The sequence below is a fragment of the Pedobacter sp. TM02 genome, from assembly GCF_059705275.1.
On record NZ_AP046530.1, the window covers coordinates 3,663,908 to 3,681,430 of the forward strand.

Annotated in this window: 14 protein-coding genes; all 14 read right to left on the reverse strand. The window is 44.5% G+C overall.

The genetic code is table 11. The features are described 5' to 3' along the window. Window positions 1-3: 3 nt before the first annotated feature. Window positions 4-1,179 (reverse strand): acetyl-CoA C-acyltransferase, encoded by a 1,176-nt coding sequence (locus AC6H1S_RS15715; RefSeq protein WP_497564220.1) that lies wholly within the window; start codon window positions 1,177-1,179, stop codon window positions 4-6. 66 nt (window positions 1,180-1,245) lie between these two features. Beyond that, window positions 1,246-1,596, reverse strand: coding sequence for a four helix bundle protein (locus tag AC6H1S_RS15720; RefSeq protein ID WP_199137814.1), 351 nt, complete (start codon window positions 1,594-1,596; stop codon window positions 1,246-1,248). Window positions 1,597-1,679: 83 nt separating this feature from the next. Then, entirely contained in the window at window positions 1,680-4,085 is a 2,406-nt protein-coding gene (locus tag AC6H1S_RS15725; protein ID WP_497564221.1) for a 3-hydroxyacyl-CoA dehydrogenase/enoyl-CoA hydratase family protein, read from the reverse strand. Next, window positions 4,066-4,524, reverse strand: a complete 459-nt coding sequence (locus AC6H1S_RS15730) for a MarR family winged helix-turn-helix transcriptional regulator (protein WP_199137816.1) — start codon at window positions 4,522-4,524, stop codon at window positions 4,066-4,068. The genes AC6H1S_RS15725 and AC6H1S_RS15730 overlap by 20 nt, the downstream gene beginning before the upstream one ends. A gap of 199 nt (window positions 4,525-4,723) precedes the next feature. Next, the gene (locus tag AC6H1S_RS15735) at window positions 4,724-6,040 is read right to left on the reverse strand and encodes a DUF6089 family protein (protein WP_497564222.1); all 1,317 of its coding nucleotides are present in this window, start codon (window positions 6,038-6,040) and stop codon (window positions 4,724-4,726) included. A gap of 227 nt (window positions 6,041-6,267) precedes the next feature. Next, the gene (locus tag AC6H1S_RS15740; RefSeq protein ID WP_199137819.1) at window positions 6,268-7,980 is read right to left on the reverse strand and encodes a DUF885 family protein; all 1,713 of its coding nucleotides are present in this window, start codon (window positions 7,978-7,980) and stop codon (window positions 6,268-6,270) included. Window positions 7,981-8,092: 112 nt separating this feature from the next. Then, a complete protein-coding gene (gene ggt, locus AC6H1S_RS15745) occupies window positions 8,093-9,805 on the reverse strand; it encodes a gamma-glutamyltransferase (protein WP_497564223.1) in 1,713 nt (570 codons plus the stop codon). Continuing rightward, entirely contained in the window at window positions 9,783-11,552 is a 1,770-nt protein-coding gene (locus AC6H1S_RS15750) for an AMP-dependent synthetase/ligase (protein WP_497564224.1), read from the reverse strand. The genes ggt and AC6H1S_RS15750 overlap by 23 nt, the downstream gene beginning before the upstream one ends. Before the next feature lie 231 nt (window positions 11,553-11,783). Next, the gene (locus AC6H1S_RS15755) at window positions 11,784-12,908 is read right to left on the reverse strand and encodes a hypothetical protein (protein WP_497564225.1); all 1,125 of its coding nucleotides are present in this window, start codon (window positions 12,906-12,908) and stop codon (window positions 11,784-11,786) included. A gap of 1 nt (window position 12,909) precedes the next feature. Continuing rightward, entirely contained in the window at window positions 12,910-14,205 is a 1,296-nt protein-coding gene (locus AC6H1S_RS15760) for a hypothetical protein (protein WP_497564226.1), read from the reverse strand. A gap of 6 nt (window positions 14,206-14,211) precedes the next feature. Beyond that, entirely contained in the window at window positions 14,212-15,144 is a 933-nt protein-coding gene (locus AC6H1S_RS15765) for a hypothetical protein (protein WP_497564227.1), read from the reverse strand. 3 nt (window positions 15,145-15,147) lie between these two features. Beyond that, entirely contained in the window at window positions 15,148-15,534 is a 387-nt protein-coding gene (locus AC6H1S_RS15770) for a hypothetical protein (protein ID WP_497564228.1), read from the reverse strand. Window positions 15,535-15,605: 71 nt separating this feature from the next. Next, window positions 15,606-16,496 (reverse strand): hypothetical protein, encoded by an 891-nt coding sequence (locus AC6H1S_RS15775; RefSeq protein ID WP_497564229.1) that lies wholly within the window; start codon window positions 16,494-16,496, stop codon window positions 15,606-15,608. Window position 16,497: 1 nt separating this feature from the next. After that, window positions 16,498-17,523 carry a hypothetical protein gene (locus AC6H1S_RS15780; RefSeq protein ID WP_497564230.1) on the reverse strand — a complete coding sequence of 342 codons (1,026 nt, stop codon included), beginning with the start codon at window positions 17,521-17,523 and terminating at the stop codon, window positions 16,498-16,500.

A 17,523-nucleotide genomic window follows, 5' to 3' on the forward strand; every position in this document is an offset into this window, starting at 1 on the left:
TTCTTACAACAGTTCAAAAATACCTGCCGCGCCTTGGCCCGTACCTACGCACATGGTTACCATGCCGTATCTTTTGTTTTGCCTTTTGAGTTCGTTGAAGAGCTGCACCGAAAGTTTAGCTCCCGTACAACCCAATGGATGGCCCAAAGCTATAGCGCCTCCATTTACGTTTATTTTTTGCGGATCCAAGCCCAAGGTTCTGATCACCGCCAACGACTGCGAAGCAAAGGCTTCATTCAACTCAATCAGGTCGATATCATCTTGCTTCATTCCCGCCTGTTTTAAAGCTTTCGGAATAGCTTCGATGGGACCAATGCCCATAATTCGCGGCGGTACGCCAGCAATGCCATAACTTACCAAACGGGCAATCGGCGTTGCACCCAATTCCTTCATTTTCTTTTCCGAAACCACCAGCACAAAAGCTGCTCCATCAGAAGTTTGCGAAGAATTACCCGCAGTAATGCAGCCATCGGCCGCAAAAACAGGTTTCAGCTTGGCCAAACGCTCAAGCGTGGTATCAGCGCGCGGCCCTTCATCGGTATCCACCACATAAGAACGGGTCTGTTTTTTCAGGTTGCCATCCAAATAGGTTTCGTTTACCGTAATGGGCAAGATGCCGTCTTTGAGGTGGCCGTTCTTGATGGCTTCTACAGCTTTAAGATGCGAACGATAGGAAAACTCATCCTGGTCTTCGCGGCTTACATTATATTCTTTAGCCACGGCTTCGGCCGTTAAGCCCATGCCCCAGTACCAGTCTGGATTATTTTTGGCAACCGCTGCATTGGGTACCAGTTTCCAGCCTCCAAATGGCATACCCGACATGATTTCTACACCACCGGCCACAATGCAATCGGCCATACCAGTTTTGATTTTTGCCACGGCCGTAGCAATGGTTTCTAAACCAGATGCACAGTAGCGGTTAACGGTAACGCCAGGCACCTTATCGGTATCGAGCCCCATTAGGCTAATCATACGGGCAACGTTTAAGCCCTGCTCGGCTTCTGGTGTAGCATTGCCAACGATTACATCGTCTATTTCTGCCTTATCCAAATTAGGAACCGAGGCCACCAATGCCCTGATCACATCTGCTGCCAAATCATCAGCTCTTGTAAAGCGGAATACACCCCTCGGGGCCTTGCCCACGGCTGTTCTTAGTCCTGCTATTATGTATGCTTCCATTTTTATAGTATCTAGTAGTGCGTATTGCGTAGCGGGTATTGAGATATACGCGCCTAACACAATTTATTATTTTAAAGCACCTTGAAGTTTATAATTCATTTTCTGTAATTCATCGATGTTGTCCAAAAGCTCGCCCGCTATTTGTTCATTTACAAATCCAAGCTTTTCTGCAATTACCAATTGTGTTTGTAACTCGTATGACGAGCCGTTAGCAACTCCTAAAAACTGTTTGAACTCACCTTTCGTGTTTCGCCCGGCTCCTTCGGAAATATTTGAAGGAATAGAAACAGCACTGCGTCTTGATTGAGATATTAGACCATAGCGTTCATCAATGGGATAATCCGAAGTAATTTGATAAATCCTCACCGCCAAATCAATTGACTTATTCCAAATTTTTAAATCTTTTATATTATGCATGCCATAAGTATTTAATTCGATTATTTGGGGATTGATTTTCTATTTTGTCTCAATACGCTTGTCTCAATACGCACTACTCCTTCCTAATTCCTCAACGGCTTCCCTTTGGTTACGATAGACTGTATTCTTTCCAAAGTTTTTCTTTCGCCACAGAGCGACAAGAAGGCTTCGCGTTCCAAATCCAGCAAGTATTGCTCGCTTACTTCAGTTGGCGATGAAAGGTCTCCACCGCACATGACCCAGCCCAGTTTCTCCGAAATCTTTTTATCGTGTTCCGAGATATAATGGCCGGCATACATGCTGTTGGCTCCGGCATACACAATGCCCAGGCCTTGCTTGCCTAATACCTTGATGTCTTTGCGCTGCACCGGCTTGGTGTATCCTGCATCGGCCAATTCTATTGCCTTGGCTTTGGCATCGGCGATTAAGCGGCTTCTGTTCATGCTGATGCCGTATTTGCCTTTTTGCAGGTAGCCCAATTCTGCCGCTTCTACCGCAGAGGTCGACACTTTGGCCATACCAATGGTCAGGAAGCGGTCTTTGAGCGTGTTTTGCACAATCTGATCGGCATGATATTCGTCAGAGGCCCGCAGTGCAAACTCTTTGGTACCGCCACCACCCGGAATTACGCCTACCCCAAACTCTACCAAGCCCATGTAAGTTTCGGCATTGAGCTGCACAAAGTCGGCATGGAGACTAAACTCGCAGCCACCGCCCAAAGTCAGGTTATGTGGCGCCACCACTACAGGAATTGACGAATAACGGATGCGCATTGATGTATTTTGGAACATCCTGATGGCCATATTCAATTCTTCCCATTCCTGCTCTACAGCCATCATGAAGATCATGCCTACGTTGGCACCTGCCGAGAAATTAGCCCCATCGTTGCCTATCACTACCCCGCGGTAATCCTTTTCGGCCATATCTATGGCCTTGTTAATAGCCGACAGCGTGTCGCCTCCAATGGTATTCATTTTCGAATGAAATTCTACATTTAAAATGCCATCTCCCAAATCAATGATAGAGGCACCGGCGTTTTTCCAGAGCACCTTGTTGGCCCTGAGGTTATCCAAAATGATAAAATCGGCCGTACCCGGAATTTCTTGATAGCTTTTTGAAGGGATGTCGTAATATTTCTTAATTCCGTCTTCTACTTTATAAAACGAAGTATGACCAGCTTCCAGCATTTCGCCTACCCACGCAGCAGGTTGATGGCCGTATTTTTTCATGCCTTCAATGGCTTCGGTAACACCAACGGCGTCCCAAACTTCGAATGGGCCTAAATCCCAACCAAAACCGGCACGCATGGCATCATCTATGCGGTATAATTCGTCAGAAATTTCAGGAATACGATCCGACACATATTCGAACAGTCCGAAAAAAGAAGCCCTGAACAATTCGCCAGCCTTATCTTTGCCAGCTGCGAAAACCTTCATGCGGTCTTTCACGTTTTCGATACTCTTGGTAAGGTCTAAGGTGGCCGATTTTACTTTCTCCTGTGGCCGATACTCGAGCGTTTTCAGGTCGAGCGCCAATATTTCGGTTTTGCCTTCGGCATTTTTAGTCTTTTTGTAGAAGCCCTGCTTGGTTTTATCGCCCAGCCAGTTGTTTTCCTCCATCTTTTTCACATAAGCCGGCAACTGGAATAAATCATGAGCCTTATCCTCAGGGCAATTATCGTACAGGCCTTTGGCCACCTTGATCATGGTGTCAAGCCCTACAACGTCGGTGGTACGGAAAGTAGCCGATTTCGGTCTGCCCAAAGCCGGACCAGTAAATTTATCCACTTCCTCAACGGTCAGCCCCATCTTCTCCACCAAGTGCAACAAGGCCATGATCGAGTAAACTCCAACCCTGTTGGCAATAAATGCCGGCGTATCTTTACAGAGCACCGTGGTTTTGCCCAGAAACTTATCGCCGTAATGCAACAAGAAATCAACCAGTTCTGGCTTGGTATAAGGTGTAGGAATGATTTCGAGCAGCCTCAAATAACGTGGTGGATTAAAAAAGTGCGTACCGCAGAAGTTTGCCTTGAAATCGTCGCTCCTGCCTTCGGCCATTAAATGAATAGGGATGCCCGAAGTATTGGAGGTTATCAAAGTACCTGGTTTGCGGAATTGCTCTACCTGCTCGAATACTTTTTTCTTGATGTCCAGGTTTTCTACAACCACTTCGATCACCCAATCGCAGTTGGCAATTTTCGGCATATCGTCGTCAAAGTTGCCTGTAGCTATTTTCTGCAACACACTTTGCGAATAAATTGGCGAAGGGTTGGTTTTTACCGCGGTTTGCAAGGCCGTGTTTACCATGCGGTTCTTCACTGCCGGATGGGTCAGGGACAGACCTTTGGCCTGCTCTTCGGCATTCAGTTCTTTCGGAGCAATATCCAGCAGCAATACCTCTACGCCAATATTGGCGAAATGACAGGCAATGCGCGATCCCATAATGCCAGAGCCTAATACGGCTACCTTATTTATCTTTTTGTTCATCATGATCTTTTACGGGCGAATAAGCCAGGGTTAATTGGTTAACTTTGGAGAGCGTGGCAATCAGTTGTTCTTTTTCTTTGGCGCTGAGCTTTTCGTTCAAGTACTCGTTAAAAGACACCACTACGTTTCTGGCCAACTTTCTTTTTTCTACACCAAAGGGGGTTAGAAAAACTTTGACAGAACGCTTGTCGCCTGCCGCAATTTCTCTGTATATTAGGCCCAGCTCTTCCATGTTGTTGAGCATGCGCGACAAGCTGGTGGCTTTTACGCCAAGCAAGCCCGCCAATGCCGATACGGTAGTACCTTCCGCGTGGATGTTGATCAGCACATAGCCAATGGCCTGGGTAATCCCAAAACCAGAGGCGATTTGGTTATAGGTGTTCGAAACGTTTTGCCAAACGATCTTTAAAAAATAATCTACTGTTTCCTGCTGCTTCATTAATTACTATGCTTGCATAACAAATCTAAGCTATTAAAGTTTAGGATGCAAGTAGAATATTAAAATAATTTTTGGAAATGACTTTGACCTGAAATTCGGGTTTCGGTTACTAATTTTTAGTTTGCAGTCAACCATAAAAAAGAGTAAAAAAAAGCCTCCGATAAAATCGGAGGCTTTTGTATTTCAAAGAATGAATGGCCTAATACAAGGTAAATTCTACCCTTCTGTTTTGCTGACGACCAGCTGCAGTTTTGTTGGTTGCGATTGGCTGATCAGGACCGTAGCCAGTAGCTTCAATTCTGCTGGCATTGGCACCTTGCGATACCAAATAGGCTTTTACTGATTCAGCTCTATCTTTTGATAAACGCATGTTCAATTCTCTTGAACCTGTAATATCGGTATGGCCGGCTAATTTCAGGCTAAAGTTTTTCTCTACCAATAGCGCAGCTACTCTATTTAAGGTAGCGTAAGATTTAGCACGGATAGTAGCTTTGCCCAAATCGAATTCAAGGTTTTTAATCGCCTCAGCTACTACTTTACGGTCAGCTTCAGTAACGATTACTTTCTCGGTTACCTGAGGTGCAGGGATTTTGATCGGACAGCCTGAGCCATCAACTACCGTTCCTGCAGGTGTACCTGGACATTTATCCAATTTATCGGCTACACCGTCACCATCGCTGTCTTTCAACAAGTCGTTCATTTCTGAACGCAATTTGGCATTTTCAGCTTTTTGAGCATCCAAATCTGCCTTCAAGGCGTTGGCTGTATTTTTAGCAGCCACAGCTTGGTCGTAAGTAGCCGCAACCGGGTTGTGGAAAGCCAATTGTTTTCCTTTACCCAAGGCAAACTCTAAACCGGCATAACCATAGTTGTATTTGTCGTTGCCATTTCTGTAATAGCCGTCAAGGTTATCACCGTCAACAAAGTTAATTGTCCAGCCCAAATCAAGGTTAACCCCATCAGAAAGCCTGAACTTGGCGCCTAAACCTACCGGAATAATCAGCTCGCTAATGGTTTTGCCACCCGCATAAGCCGAAGTGCCCGAAGCAGTAGTGATGGTTGGCTTATAACCAGCCAAACCTGCACCTGCCGAAGCATAAAGCTGCAAAACATCTTCTTTTTTGAACATGTCGATATTGAACATATTCACTACCGCATTTAAGCTACCAGAATATTCCAATTGTGTTTCGAATGCTTTTACCGGGCTGTTGTTGATTACGCCACTGTCATAAGCTTCCGAGTTATCGCCTTTCAACTTACCTCTTACTCCATCTAAACGTAACGAGAAATAAGGTGTAAATTGTTTTTTGATATACAAGCCATAACCGAAGCTTGATTTATTGTTGCTGAAATCGTTTTTGCCACCAAGCGGAGACAATGGAGTAAGCACACCGGCATTTACACCAATAGACCAGCTCCTCAACGGGGTGCTGGCAGGTTCTTGGGCTTGTGCTGCAGTTGCGATAAATAAACCAGCTAATGCAACTGGTAGACATTTTAAAAGTTTCGAATTCATAGTTGTGATTTTAATAAGCGTTCTTTTGTTTACTGCTCTTGTTCAATAGCTGTACCAAAGATCGAAAACCAACAACAAAACAAATTAAAATACTTTTAAACAGATAGTTAGCCGTTATTTCTCCTGTTTTAAATTTGTTAAATAATGTTAAATAAACTGTGCACTTTGCTATACAAAATTAATAATTAGCGGAATTTATGCCTCAAATTTTATCAATTTGGCACGCCTTATTTGATGCTGCCCGCAAACTTCCACTGGGTACTGAAATTTTCGGGAAGTTGCTGGTTGGTTAGTAAGGCCCTCACCATTTCAACCGGCATGTTGTTTTCGTGCAAAATACGTTCGTGGAATTGGATATTGGTCATCTTCCCACTGGCCACCAATTCTTTGTGCAATGCCCTAAATTGCAGGCCGCCTAGCATATAGCCAATTTGGTACAACGGCCCATAGCCACCCGTAAACGAGCGTCTTACCTCGGCCTCAGCATTGGCGCGCTCAAAACCTACACGGTCTACCAAAAAGTCGATACATTGTTTTGGCGTCCATTTGCCCAGGTGGTAATTCATAGAGAAAATAATGCGGGCGCAACGATGCATGCGCCAGAAGAGCATCCCGATTTTGTCTTCTGGAGATTTCGGAAAGTTTTGGTCCCAAAGCAGCATTTCCCAATACAGCGACCATCCTTCGGTCCAGAACGGTGTACTAAAAACCCTGCGGTAAGGTTTGTAGCGGCTCTGCATGTAATATTGCAGGTTGTGGCCCGGGATGAGTTCGTGAAACACAACCGCCCTCGAAAAATGCCGGTTATTGCCACGCAGGGTCATCATTTTGGCATCTTCGCTCATGTCTTCAGTAGGATAGGCAATCAACACCGACTCGCCTCCCAAGAAAAACGGTGCGAATAATTGTTCCTGCGGACTCAACATGCGCATGCGCCAGCCTTCTTTGGCCATAGCCGGAATAGCAATCAGTTTATTTTTCTCTACAAAATCAATGGCTTCGTTGGCCAATTCGTAAACCAGTTCGGGTTGCTTGCCTAACTCGGGGTAATCGGTTTTTACCTTTTCCAACGCTTTTTTCCAATCGTTGCCAAAGCCCATTTGTTGCGAAGCCTTTAGCATTTCGGCATCACACCAGGCAAACTCACGCATGGCAATGGCTTCGATCTGCTCTGGCGTGTAGGCAATCATTTCGTCCTTCAAATTGCTGAGCAAGGCCGCCCGACCAATGGGATTGCCGATAATGCCGCTGCCATCGTCTTTTACCGCCGAAGGCTTGGCCATTTTGCCCAATACATTGGCATAGGCTTTCAGGGCATCGGTTACTTCAGGATAAACGCCTTTGGTAGCGGTGGTAAACTGGGGGTCGTAGCCATCATAAAACTTGTAGGCCTCCGTAAATACGGCCAAATATTGCTCAACGGTTTGTTTGGCCCAGGCGGCCTGTACTGGCGTAACGGCCAGTTCTTTTTGCTCTACCGCCTTTGTGGTTTGCAGGATGGCTTCTTTGAGCCGGATAAATTGTTGTTGCACGGTTTTACCGTCTTGCTGCTGCCCTATACGACGCTTGGCCTCAAAATCGATAAGGGTCTGGGCAAAAGGCAAAGTAAAAATGGTACTGTTAAATTCGGCAAAATTCTGTTGCAAACTAGCCGAATCAGTCCTGATATCTCGTTTAAGCAAGATATAATCTACCCGTTCGTTTACGGTAAGCTTATTAAAAGGCAGGGATTTCAGTTTTTGGCGCCAAGCAGCATAAAAGCGCTCCATGCGTTTAAAATACTCCACCGACCGCTTGAGCGTGTATTTGCGGTTGAGCATGGTTTCGTCGGCCTGGTATTGGTTAATCAACGGACTGATGAGGCTGGCTTCGTTGCTTTGGGCATGAGCCAGTTGTAACGCTAATCCTAAAAACAGCAATAAAGAAGTTAGTTTTCGCATGAGGCAAGATTGTTTGATGGGCTGCAATATAATAAATGCAACAAAATTAGTTGCCATAGCCCAAGGCTTTGATTTGTAACTTCTTTAAGGAAAAATGGTTGTTGCGCAAAACCTACCAGCCGATGGCTTTGTCGTCGCCACGCGGATCGGCGCCGCCTTGATAAAATCCCCATTTGGTTCTCAGAATGGCATCCACCCGCCCTATTGGCCCACGATATACAATCTTATAACCTTTAGCCTGCAGTTTAACCATCGTAAGGCTATCCAGGGCATTTTCTTCTACCGAAATATCATCTGGCAACCATTGGTGATGAAATTTTTTGGCACTTACCGCAGCCTGCATCGATTTGTTAAAGTCGACCACGTTTAAAATGGTTTGGAAAACCGAGGTAATGATGGTTGAACCACCTGGCGTACCTACCACCATGAACAATTGTCCATCTTTAGACAGAATCGCAGGGGTCATGGAGCTGAGCATGCGCTTGTTCGGTGCAATGGCATTGGCTTCGCCACCAACCAATCCGTACATATTCGGGGCACCAGGTTTTACCGAAAAATCGTCCATTTCGTTGTTCAGCAAAAAACCTGCGCCTTTTACCACTACCGCAGCCCCATAAGAACCATTCAGTGTGGTGGTAATGGAAACGGCATTACCTTCTTTGTCTACAATAGAAAAATGGGTAGTTTCTTCGTGCTCGGCAGGGGCAATTTCGCCTGCGCCGATACTGGCACTGTTGCCGGCTTGTTGCCAATTGAAGGTGCCCATGCGTTGCCTGATGTAGGCATCTTCCATTAATTTCTTTTGCGGCACGGGATAAAAATCGGGATCGCCCAGGTAAGAAGCGCGATCGGCGTATACTCTCCGCTCGGCTTCGACCATTAACTGAACCGTAGAATCGGCATTAAAGCCCCATTTGGCAAGCGGATAAGGCTCAACCGATTTGAGCAACTGTACCAAGGCTATGCCTCCGCTTGACGGGGGCGGCATGGTTACAATTTCGTAACCTCTATAGTTGCCCACAATGGGTTTGCGCCACACTGCCTGGTAGTTTTGGAGGTCTTGCCTGGTCATGATACCACCTCCGCGCTGCATTTCGGCAACGATCGAATCGGCTACCGGACCTTCGTAAAAGCCTTTTCTTCCCTTTTCAGCAATCAGTTTTAGCGTATTGGCCAATTCTTGCTGCACCAATACATCGCCTTCAGTCCATTTGCTATCTTTAAGCAGTGCTGTGCCCAAGGGATTGAGGGCTTTTAATCTTTTTTTAAGTCCGTTGAGTTCGTTGGCTTGGCGGGCGGTAATTTTGAAGCCTTCGTCGGCTAGCCTAACTGCGGGCTTGACCAAGTCTTCCCATTTGAGCTTGCCATATTTCTGATGGGCTTCTACCATGCCAGCCACCGAACCTGGAACGCCCGCGGCCAGTTGTCCGTACAGGCTTTTATCAACAATCGGATTGCCAGCCGCATCCAAGTACATATCTCTTGTGGCGCTGCCTGCTGCTTTTTCCCTAAAATCGAGTGTATTGGCTTCGCCCTTGGCCGAGCGGTATACCATAAAGCCACCGCCACCGATGTTGCCTGCATTTGGGTAAACTACGGCTAAAGCAAATTGAACGGCTACTGCCGCATCAACCGCATTGCCCCCTTTTTTGAGGATGTCAACCCCAACCTGCGAGGCAATGCTATTGGCCGAAACTACCATGCCATTACGGTATTCATCGCTGTTGTGCCTGCCTAGCTGACCGCCTACGCAGCCGAAAAACAGGCTTATGGAAACTAAACCTAAGGTAATTGCACCTAACTTACGCTTTATAGTTTTCTGCATCTTTATAGATCTTTTCGATGATGGCCGCATATTTTTCGAGGACTACCTTCCGCTTAAAGCTCAGTTTAGGGGTAAGCTCGCCTCCATCAATGCTGAATTCTTTGGGCAAGAGCGCAAAGCGTTTGACCTGCTCCCATTTGCCGAATTCTGATCCTAAAGCTACAATAATCTGATTATATTTTTCCAACACCTGCTCGTTTTTGATCATTTCCTCATTGGTGCTGTAATCGATGCCTTTTTTGGCGCACCAGGCTTTCAGCGCCGGAAATGCAGGCACGATCAAGGCCGAAGGGAATTTCCTGTTCTCGCCCAACACCATGATCTGTTCGATTAGAGGCGATTCTTTATAGCGGTTTTCGAGCATTTGGGGCGCTACGTATTTGCCACCCGCAGTTTTGAAGATTTCTTTTTTGCGGTCGGTGATTTTGAGGAATTTGCCTTCCAGTATCTCGCCGATATCACCGGTATGGAACCAGCCTTCGGCATCGATGGTCTCGGCCGTCAGGTCGTCGCGTTTGTAATAGCCTTTCATCACGTTGTGCCCACGCACCAAAATTTCGCCATCTTCGGCAATCTTGATTTCAACCCCTTCGATCACTGTACCTACGGTGCCGAACATGGTGGCACCAAAATGGTTAACGGTAATTACCGGCGAGGTTTCGGTGAGGCCATAACCTTCGAAAACGGGCATGCCGGCGGCCCAAAAAATACGGCACAAGCGCGGGTTGAGGGCTGCACCACCCGAAACGAGCACCACGATGCGTCCGCCAAGTGCCTCTTGCCATTTTTTGAACACCAACTTACGGGCAATGCCCAACTTGAAGTTGTACCACCAGCCGTTGTTGCCGTCGAATTTTTCGGCTAGGGCCAGCGACCAAAAGAAAATGCCTCGTTTGATGCCTTTGAGGTCTTTTCCCTTTTCCAATATTTTATCGTACACCTTTTCCAACAGTCGGGGTACGGTAGAAAAGGCATTGGGTTTTACTTCCTGGATATCGGCTACGATGGTGTCCATGCTTTCGGCATAATAAACCGATACGCCAAAATAGGCATAGAGGTAGGAAATCATGCGCTCAAAAATGTGCGACAAAGGTAAAAAGCTGAGCGACACCTTAATTTCTGTTGGAAAGATAATGGCCGATTTCACGAAGTTCTTCACCAAATTATCATGGGTAAGCATTACGCCTTTGGGTGTTCCAGTGGTGCCCGAAGTATAGATCAGCGTGAGGATATCTTCGGAACTCACCGCTTGCCTGTAGCTTTCTAAATCAACATCGGTTGATTTTCCAACCTCGACCACTTCCTGCCAATGGCTTGCGCCTTGCACCTGATCGAAAGTGAAAACCTTTACTTCATGTTTGATTTCCCGGCAAACCATGGTCACTTTTTGATAAAGCGTTTCGTCGCTTACAAATACGATGGTAATTTCGGCATCTTCGATAATGAATTTTACATCGTGTTCGGCCAGGGTTGGGTAAAGCGGAATTTGATAAGCACCGAGTTGCATGATACCGTAATCGCAAATATTCCATTCAGGCCGGTTATGCGACATGACCGCTACCCTGGAGCCTTTTTTGATGCCCAAAGTAGTGAGGCCGCGGCTCAGGTTGTCGGTTACTTCACAAAAATGTTTGGTGCTGTACTTTTCCCATTTGCCCTTGATCTTGCCGCTGATAAATTCTTCTTTCGGAAAGTTTTCGAGGTTGTATGGAAGGAGGTCGAATACCCGTGTGATGCTTGTAGACATGAAATAGCAATTTAATTTGGCCAGGAACTGCAGCAACGAATTACTTGTTTGAACTCGTTGTTTCTCAAATCTAACAAATTATACTTTTCGTATCAACCCATTTCGAAAATTATTATGCATGCAGAATAATTTTATTGCTTTTTGATGATGTAAGAAAAAGAATAGAAAATAGGCAACAGCCTCTTGACCATTGCCTATCTATATTGAAAGTAGTTAAGGAAAGTTTACTTTTTACTTTTTACTTTTTACTTTTTCTAATTCTTTCCTCAATTCATCGATAGCCTGTTCTTGTTTTTCGTTCTTTTTGTTTTGCTCGATGAGCAATAAGGTAAGCTCTTCAACTTTTTTAAGCAACAGTTTATTCATTTCTCCTAATTCCACCCCGTTCGTCTCAACTTCCTTGGCACTTGGCATTTCGGGCAGGCGCTTATTCGCTTTGATGTAGCCTTCCAATGCTTCCAACGTTCCAACCTTGTAACCTTCTTCAAAAACGTAGTCTGGCCAATTGGCGGATTCAACCTTGATTTCTTTGGCACGGATCTTGCCGTTTACGGCTAGTTTTTCGTTGGGTGTGGTGGTACCGATACCAACATTGCCACTTTGGGTAATCCGCATTTTTTCCTCTCCAGCAGTACCAAAGACTATATTTTGATTCATATCTGGAATAGTCGAATATGAACTAATATCAATGTATGACATTATACCTGATGTTGTTCCTGCTCCCGCACTTAATCTTAACAACCCGTCATCAGCGCCGTATCCAAGTTGACTGTATGACCTTATTTCCCCACCAATAGGTTGATTGGAAAGAGGGGGCCTGGGTGATGAATTATGTAAAGCCGATTGCAACAGCATATTTCCTGAAATGTCCAATTTAGCTCTTGGGCTAGTTGTACCAATACCCACATTTCCTGACCTGAGCACGGTAAATAAATCAACTCCGTCACCAAGCCCTTGATCGTTTACTGTAAATCGTCCTTCCGTATTGGTTCCTGTGGCACCTGCACTGGCTGATATACCAGCTACCACCCAACCTGGCTTTGCAGTATTGGCGTGACCATATAAATTGATTCCACCACCAAAACCGGCAGAACCCGCTCCGGCCTGCATGGTCACTTTCCCCGTGCCAGTATACGTTGCGTCTGTAATGATATATCTATTGACGTTATCACCAGAAAAACCAAGGTTGCCGTTTAAAGTTAATTTTTGTGTAGGGATAGTGGTACCGATGCCTACATTGCCGCCCACGTTAATGCCCAGCGTGGTCGTATTTCCATTCTGCGTGACGGTCTGTAAATCTTGGGCGAGGCTAAACAAAGGAGCCGTCGCTAAAAGTAGTCCAAATATTCTTTTCATATCAATTGTTTTTTTTAGTCAGTTTTCTCAATAGCGCTTCCAGCCTTTCTTGCCTTTCTTCCAAGTTTTGAAGCTTTTCATTTTGGCATTTGACAAGTTCTTTGTTTTTAGTCAATTCTTTATCTTTTTCGATGAGGTACAAAGTCAGTTCTTCAATCTTTTTTTGTTGCAATTTCATCATCTCACCCAGCTCAACACCGTTGGCTTCCACTTCCTTGGCACTCGGCATTTCGGGCAAACGTTTATTCGTCTTGATGTAACTTTCCAACTCTTGCAACGTTCCAACTTTATAACCTTCTTCAAAGACATAGTCTGGCCAATTGGCAGTTTCCACCTTGATTTCCTTGGCGCGGATCTTGCCGTTTACGGACAGCTTTTCGTTTGGCGTAGTGGTGCCGATACCTACATTTCCATTATCAGTAATCTGCATGGTTGGCTCACCTAAAAATGTTGCTCCGATGGTTTCCGAACTTGCATTTTTTGTATAGAATTTAATCCCTCCTTCACTAAAGCCCCTTCCCAACACAATGGCGCTTCTGGCCATATTGCCATGAGAATAAACCAATTGCTCCGATGCAGAATGTGGTTTTAATCCGTGAGCCAAAACTAATCCGGCAGAAGCATACATGCTCCCGATTGTATTATACTCGTTATTATTTGCGGTGCCGAAACCTAGGTAGGCCCCACCGGTTGGGTCGAAAATATTAATATTTCCGTTTACAGTAAGCTTTTCGCTAGGCGAGGCCACACCAATCCCCACATTGCCATTTCCATTACCAATGTTTTCAAATAGAAACCCTTTTTCTGGGTTTATCATTAAGCGCGTATAATTTGCCATATCTCCTGACCGCGAGGTCTGGAAGCGAATTTTGCTTTCCGCAACATTTTGCCCAACCTGCTCTATGAATGCACCAATGGCGTCGATTCCAGAATAAATTGATTTAGAAGTTTCATTGCCCCAACGTAAAATCCCATTGATATGCAATTTATCTAAAGGATTAGCGATACCGACACCTATATTTCCATTGGCTAAAACACTCAGTCTTTCTCCACCCCCCGCGTAGATAGCCAATCTTTGGGTTGCCACTCCGTTTGCATTTCCTGCTACCAAATAACTGGGACCAGCCTGCTGATATAATTGCAAGTGGTTCCCTGAAGTACCTTCTTGAACCACTATTGCATTTTCTACATTTTTTGTTGTTGTATAGCCTCTTTCTGTCACTGTTTGCAATGTTTCCTGTGCTTTTGAGACGTAGGCCATTGAAAACAATACGCCCAGAACCATTATCCTTTTCATTTGAAATTAGTTTTGTTTAAGTAATTTTTTCATAAGAAACTCCAGGTTCGTAACCCGGTCATCTAAAGCGCCATTTTTTTCTTTTTCCTTTCGAAGCTCTTTATCCTTTTCGATCAAATGAAGTGTTAGTTCTTCGATCTTCTTTTGTTGCAGTTTCACCATTTCACCCAATTCTACGCCATTGGCTTCTACTTCCTTCGCACTCGGCATCTCAGGCAAATGCTTGTTAGCCTTTATGTAACTTTCCAACTCTTGCAACGTTCCAACATTATAGCCTTCCTCAAACACATAATCCGGCCAGTTGGCGGTTTCCACCTTGATCTCCTTGGCGCGGATCTTGCCGTTTACGGCAAGCCTTTCGTTTGGCGTGGTGGTACCGATACCAACATTGCCCTGTGCATTCCAGATACCATTTTCTGGCATCATCACGGTTCCTTTAAACTTATTTTTATATGGGATCTCTATGGTTTTATTACTTGTCGCCAAAGCTTCGTCAATAGCAACCCAACCTTGAAACCAAGCGCTAGTTTCTAGAATCCCTTGCGCATATGCACTTACGGTGAAGCGATTATAATATGATTTATCATCGATGAAAATCACAACCCTGCCACTTTCATTTGACAATAAAACCCTAGGCGTGTAACTTCCAGAAGAGGCAATAGTAGCCGAATGAAAGTAGAAATTATTTGGATCATTAGAGGCGCCTGAAAAATAGATATAGTAGGCCAAGGTTAGGTCTATTACCTGAGAATTTGCATAATCATAGCCTTTAATGCTAATCGTTGGCATTTGACTACTTGTTAAAAAAGGCAAATTGGTAATAATTTTTATTCCGTGAGTTGGTGTATCATTAAAATTATAGTTTACAAGATTAGGGTAATTTTGAGCATGCACCGTATTTATAAAAAATAATGCGATGATTAAATACAGGTATTTCATATGCTATTTTTTCGATTTTATTTTGTGGTTGATTGCATTGACTAATTTGATCAGCTCTTCAATTTCTTTGTCCTGAGCCTTATTTTTCTCTCTTTCGTTAAATAGCTCTTTATCTTTTTCAATCAGATATAGTGTCAGTTCCTCGATCTTCTTTTGCTGCAGCTTGACCATTTCACCTAATGCCACACCGTTCGTCTCTACTTCTTTGGCACTCGGCATCTCAGGCAAATGCTTGTTAGCCTTGATGAAACTTTCCAATTCTTCCAACGTTCCAACCTTATAACCTTCATCAAAAACGTAGTCCGGCCAGTTGGCAGTTTCCACCCTGATCTCTTTCGCGCTGACTTTGCCGTTTACAGCCAATTTTTCGTTTGGAGTAGCAGTGGCCAATGCCTATGTTGCCGTTTTCTGTTGCTTTAATTGCAATAGAGCTAAACAAAGCCCTAATATCTTTCTATTTATCATTTTGTTGTTTTTTCTAAGATCTGTTTAACCATTTCTTCCAGTTTCGTTATCCGCGACCTTTGCTGCTGCAATTCCTTATCTTTTTCGATGAGGTGCAGGGTCAATTCTTCTATCTTTTGGAGCAGTTTGATTTGAAAGGCACCCATTTCCAATCCGGATTTCTGCATCTCTGCCGCAGCAGGAATTTCAGGAAGGTGCTTGTGTTGTTTCAGATACACTTCCAATTCAGTTATGCTCATATTCTTATAATCGGGTTCGAAAACAAAGTCGGCACCAGCACCTACGCTTACTTTTATCTCTCGAGCTGTAACCTTACCACCCACTGTTAATTTCGTATCCGAATCGATTTTATTTGTGCCTATGGCCACCGGTCCTATTGAAAACTGATAATCTCTCGATTGCGTATTTGCCAATACTTGAGGCGTTGTCAATTGTATATTAGCAACATCATAGGCTACAACCGAAATTCCAGTAATATTCACATTGATTAGATTCCCGGTATTAGCCAAATGATAAATCGGTAGAACCAGATGATTAGCCGAGTTTACTTCAAACTCCCCTAATTTCCATTGATTGGCAACTGGGCCCAAAGCGGCAAACACCTCAGAAGTATTTGAATACATAGGAGCATCGGAGTTTCTTCCTATATTAAAGCGTTTTCCATACATCCCAGTGGTATTCTGAAAATTATATCCATGCGTCAATGTAATTTCTACATAGCCCCAAAGTCGCGCATCCCCAAAATCGATGTAAGACACGAGATTAGATACCCCATTGGCAAAAATTTCTGTTGATCCATTCCATTTAAAAGAATAATCTTGGCCACTTGCTTTTGGAACACAAAAAGTACCAACAAGCATCATCATAATCGCAGTTATCCTTTTCATCCTATTTTCCTTTAGAAGTTTTTAATTTTTCGATTTCCAGCTGTTGAAGTTTGACTTGTTTCAGCAAATCTTGGTGTTGCTTGTTTTGCGCTATAAGATAAAGGGTCAGTTCTTCAATCTTTTTTTGTTGCAATTTCATCATCTCGCCAAGTTCAACACCATTGGCCTCAACTTGTTTGGCACTCGGCATTTCGGGCAGGCGCTTGTTAGCCTTGATGTAACTTTCCAACGCTTGCAGCGTTCCAACTTTATAATCTTCTTCAAAAACGTAGTCCGGCCAGTTGGCGGTTTCCACCTTGATTTCCTTGGCCCGGATCTTGCCGTTGACGGATAGTTTTTCGTTTGGAGCGGTGGTACCGATACCTACATTGCCACTTTGGGTAATCCGCATTTTCTCGCTGTCGACTACGGGCTGATCCACATTTAAGGCTCCATTTATACCCGTATGAAATGTGATGCCATAATAATAGTTTAGAGATACAAAAGAACCTGCATCATAGGGATTGGCCGTTTTCTTTACTGTATTCGTTCCCGAGCCAGACATCACGTTGTTGCCCAAAATGGTTGAGGCACCACCGTAACTCTCAGACAAGGAAGCATAATTGATCAGGTAACCAGTTAGTGGATTCGAGAGTTTAACATTGCCATTAATCGTAAGTTTTTCGCTGGGTGTGCTTAGACCAATTCCAAAATTCCCATTATCATTGCTTACCAATAACGACCTCCAACTCCCCCATCCTGTACCCGTATAACCCGACCGGATGTACACGTCTCCCTCGTCAGAAAAAGTCAATTCATTGGCTTTGCCACCAGAATCGTCAGCCCAACCCCTTATACCAAGGACCGTATAATAGGTATTGGGCAAACCTAAGATAGCGCCCGATTTAAAATGCGACTCAACAGATTGAGAATAAGAATTGGGAACCGTTGCAACGGCTCTTGTATCCTGAACAGTTAATATATTGGTTTGCGCCATCAAAGTTTTAGCCGATAAGAAAACCAGCATGGTGATTATATATTTTTTCAT

Coding starts and splice junctions, on each gene's coding strand:
- AC6H1S_RS15715 (WP_497564220.1), bottom strand. CDS start 1,179: ATGGAAGCATACATAATAGCAGGACTAAGAACAGCCGTGGGCAAGGCC.
- AC6H1S_RS15720 (WP_199137814.1), bottom strand. CDS start 1,596: ATGCATAATATAAAAGATTTAAAAATTTGGAATAAGTCAATTGATTTG.
- AC6H1S_RS15725 (WP_497564221.1), bottom strand. CDS start 4,085: ATGAACAAAAAGATAAATAAGGTAGCCGTATTAGGCTCTGGCATTATG.
- AC6H1S_RS15730 (WP_199137816.1), bottom strand. CDS start 4,524: ATGAAGCAGCAGGAAACAGTAGATTATTTTTTAAAGATCGTTTGGCAA.
- AC6H1S_RS15735 (WP_497564222.1), bottom strand. CDS start 6,040: ATGAATTCGAAACTTTTAAAATGTCTACCAGTTGCATTAGCTGGTTTA.
- AC6H1S_RS15740 (WP_199137819.1), bottom strand. CDS start 7,980: ATGCGAAAACTAACTTCTTTATTGCTGTTTTTAGGATTAGCGTTACAA.
- ggt (WP_497564223.1), bottom strand. CDS start 9,805: ATGCAGAAAACTATAAAGCGTAAGTTAGGTGCAATTACCTTAGGTTTA.
- AC6H1S_RS15750 (WP_497564224.1), bottom strand. CDS start 11,552: ATGTCTACAAGCATCACACGGGTATTCGACCTCCTTCCATACAACCTC.
- AC6H1S_RS15755 (WP_497564225.1), bottom strand. CDS start 12,908: ATGAAAAGAATATTTGGACTACTTTTAGCGACGGCTCCTTTGTTTAGC.
- AC6H1S_RS15760 (WP_497564226.1), bottom strand. CDS start 14,205: ATGAAAAGGATAATGGTTCTGGGCGTATTGTTTTCAATGGCCTACGTC.
- AC6H1S_RS15765 (WP_497564227.1), bottom strand. CDS start 15,144: ATGAAATACCTGTATTTAATCATCGCATTATTTTTTATAAATACGGTG.
- AC6H1S_RS15775 (WP_497564229.1), bottom strand. CDS start 16,496: ATGAAAAGGATAACTGCGATTATGATGATGCTTGTTGGTACTTTTTGT.
- AC6H1S_RS15780 (WP_497564230.1), bottom strand. CDS start 17,523: ATGAAAAAATATATAATCACCATGCTGGTTTTCTTATCGGCTAAAACT.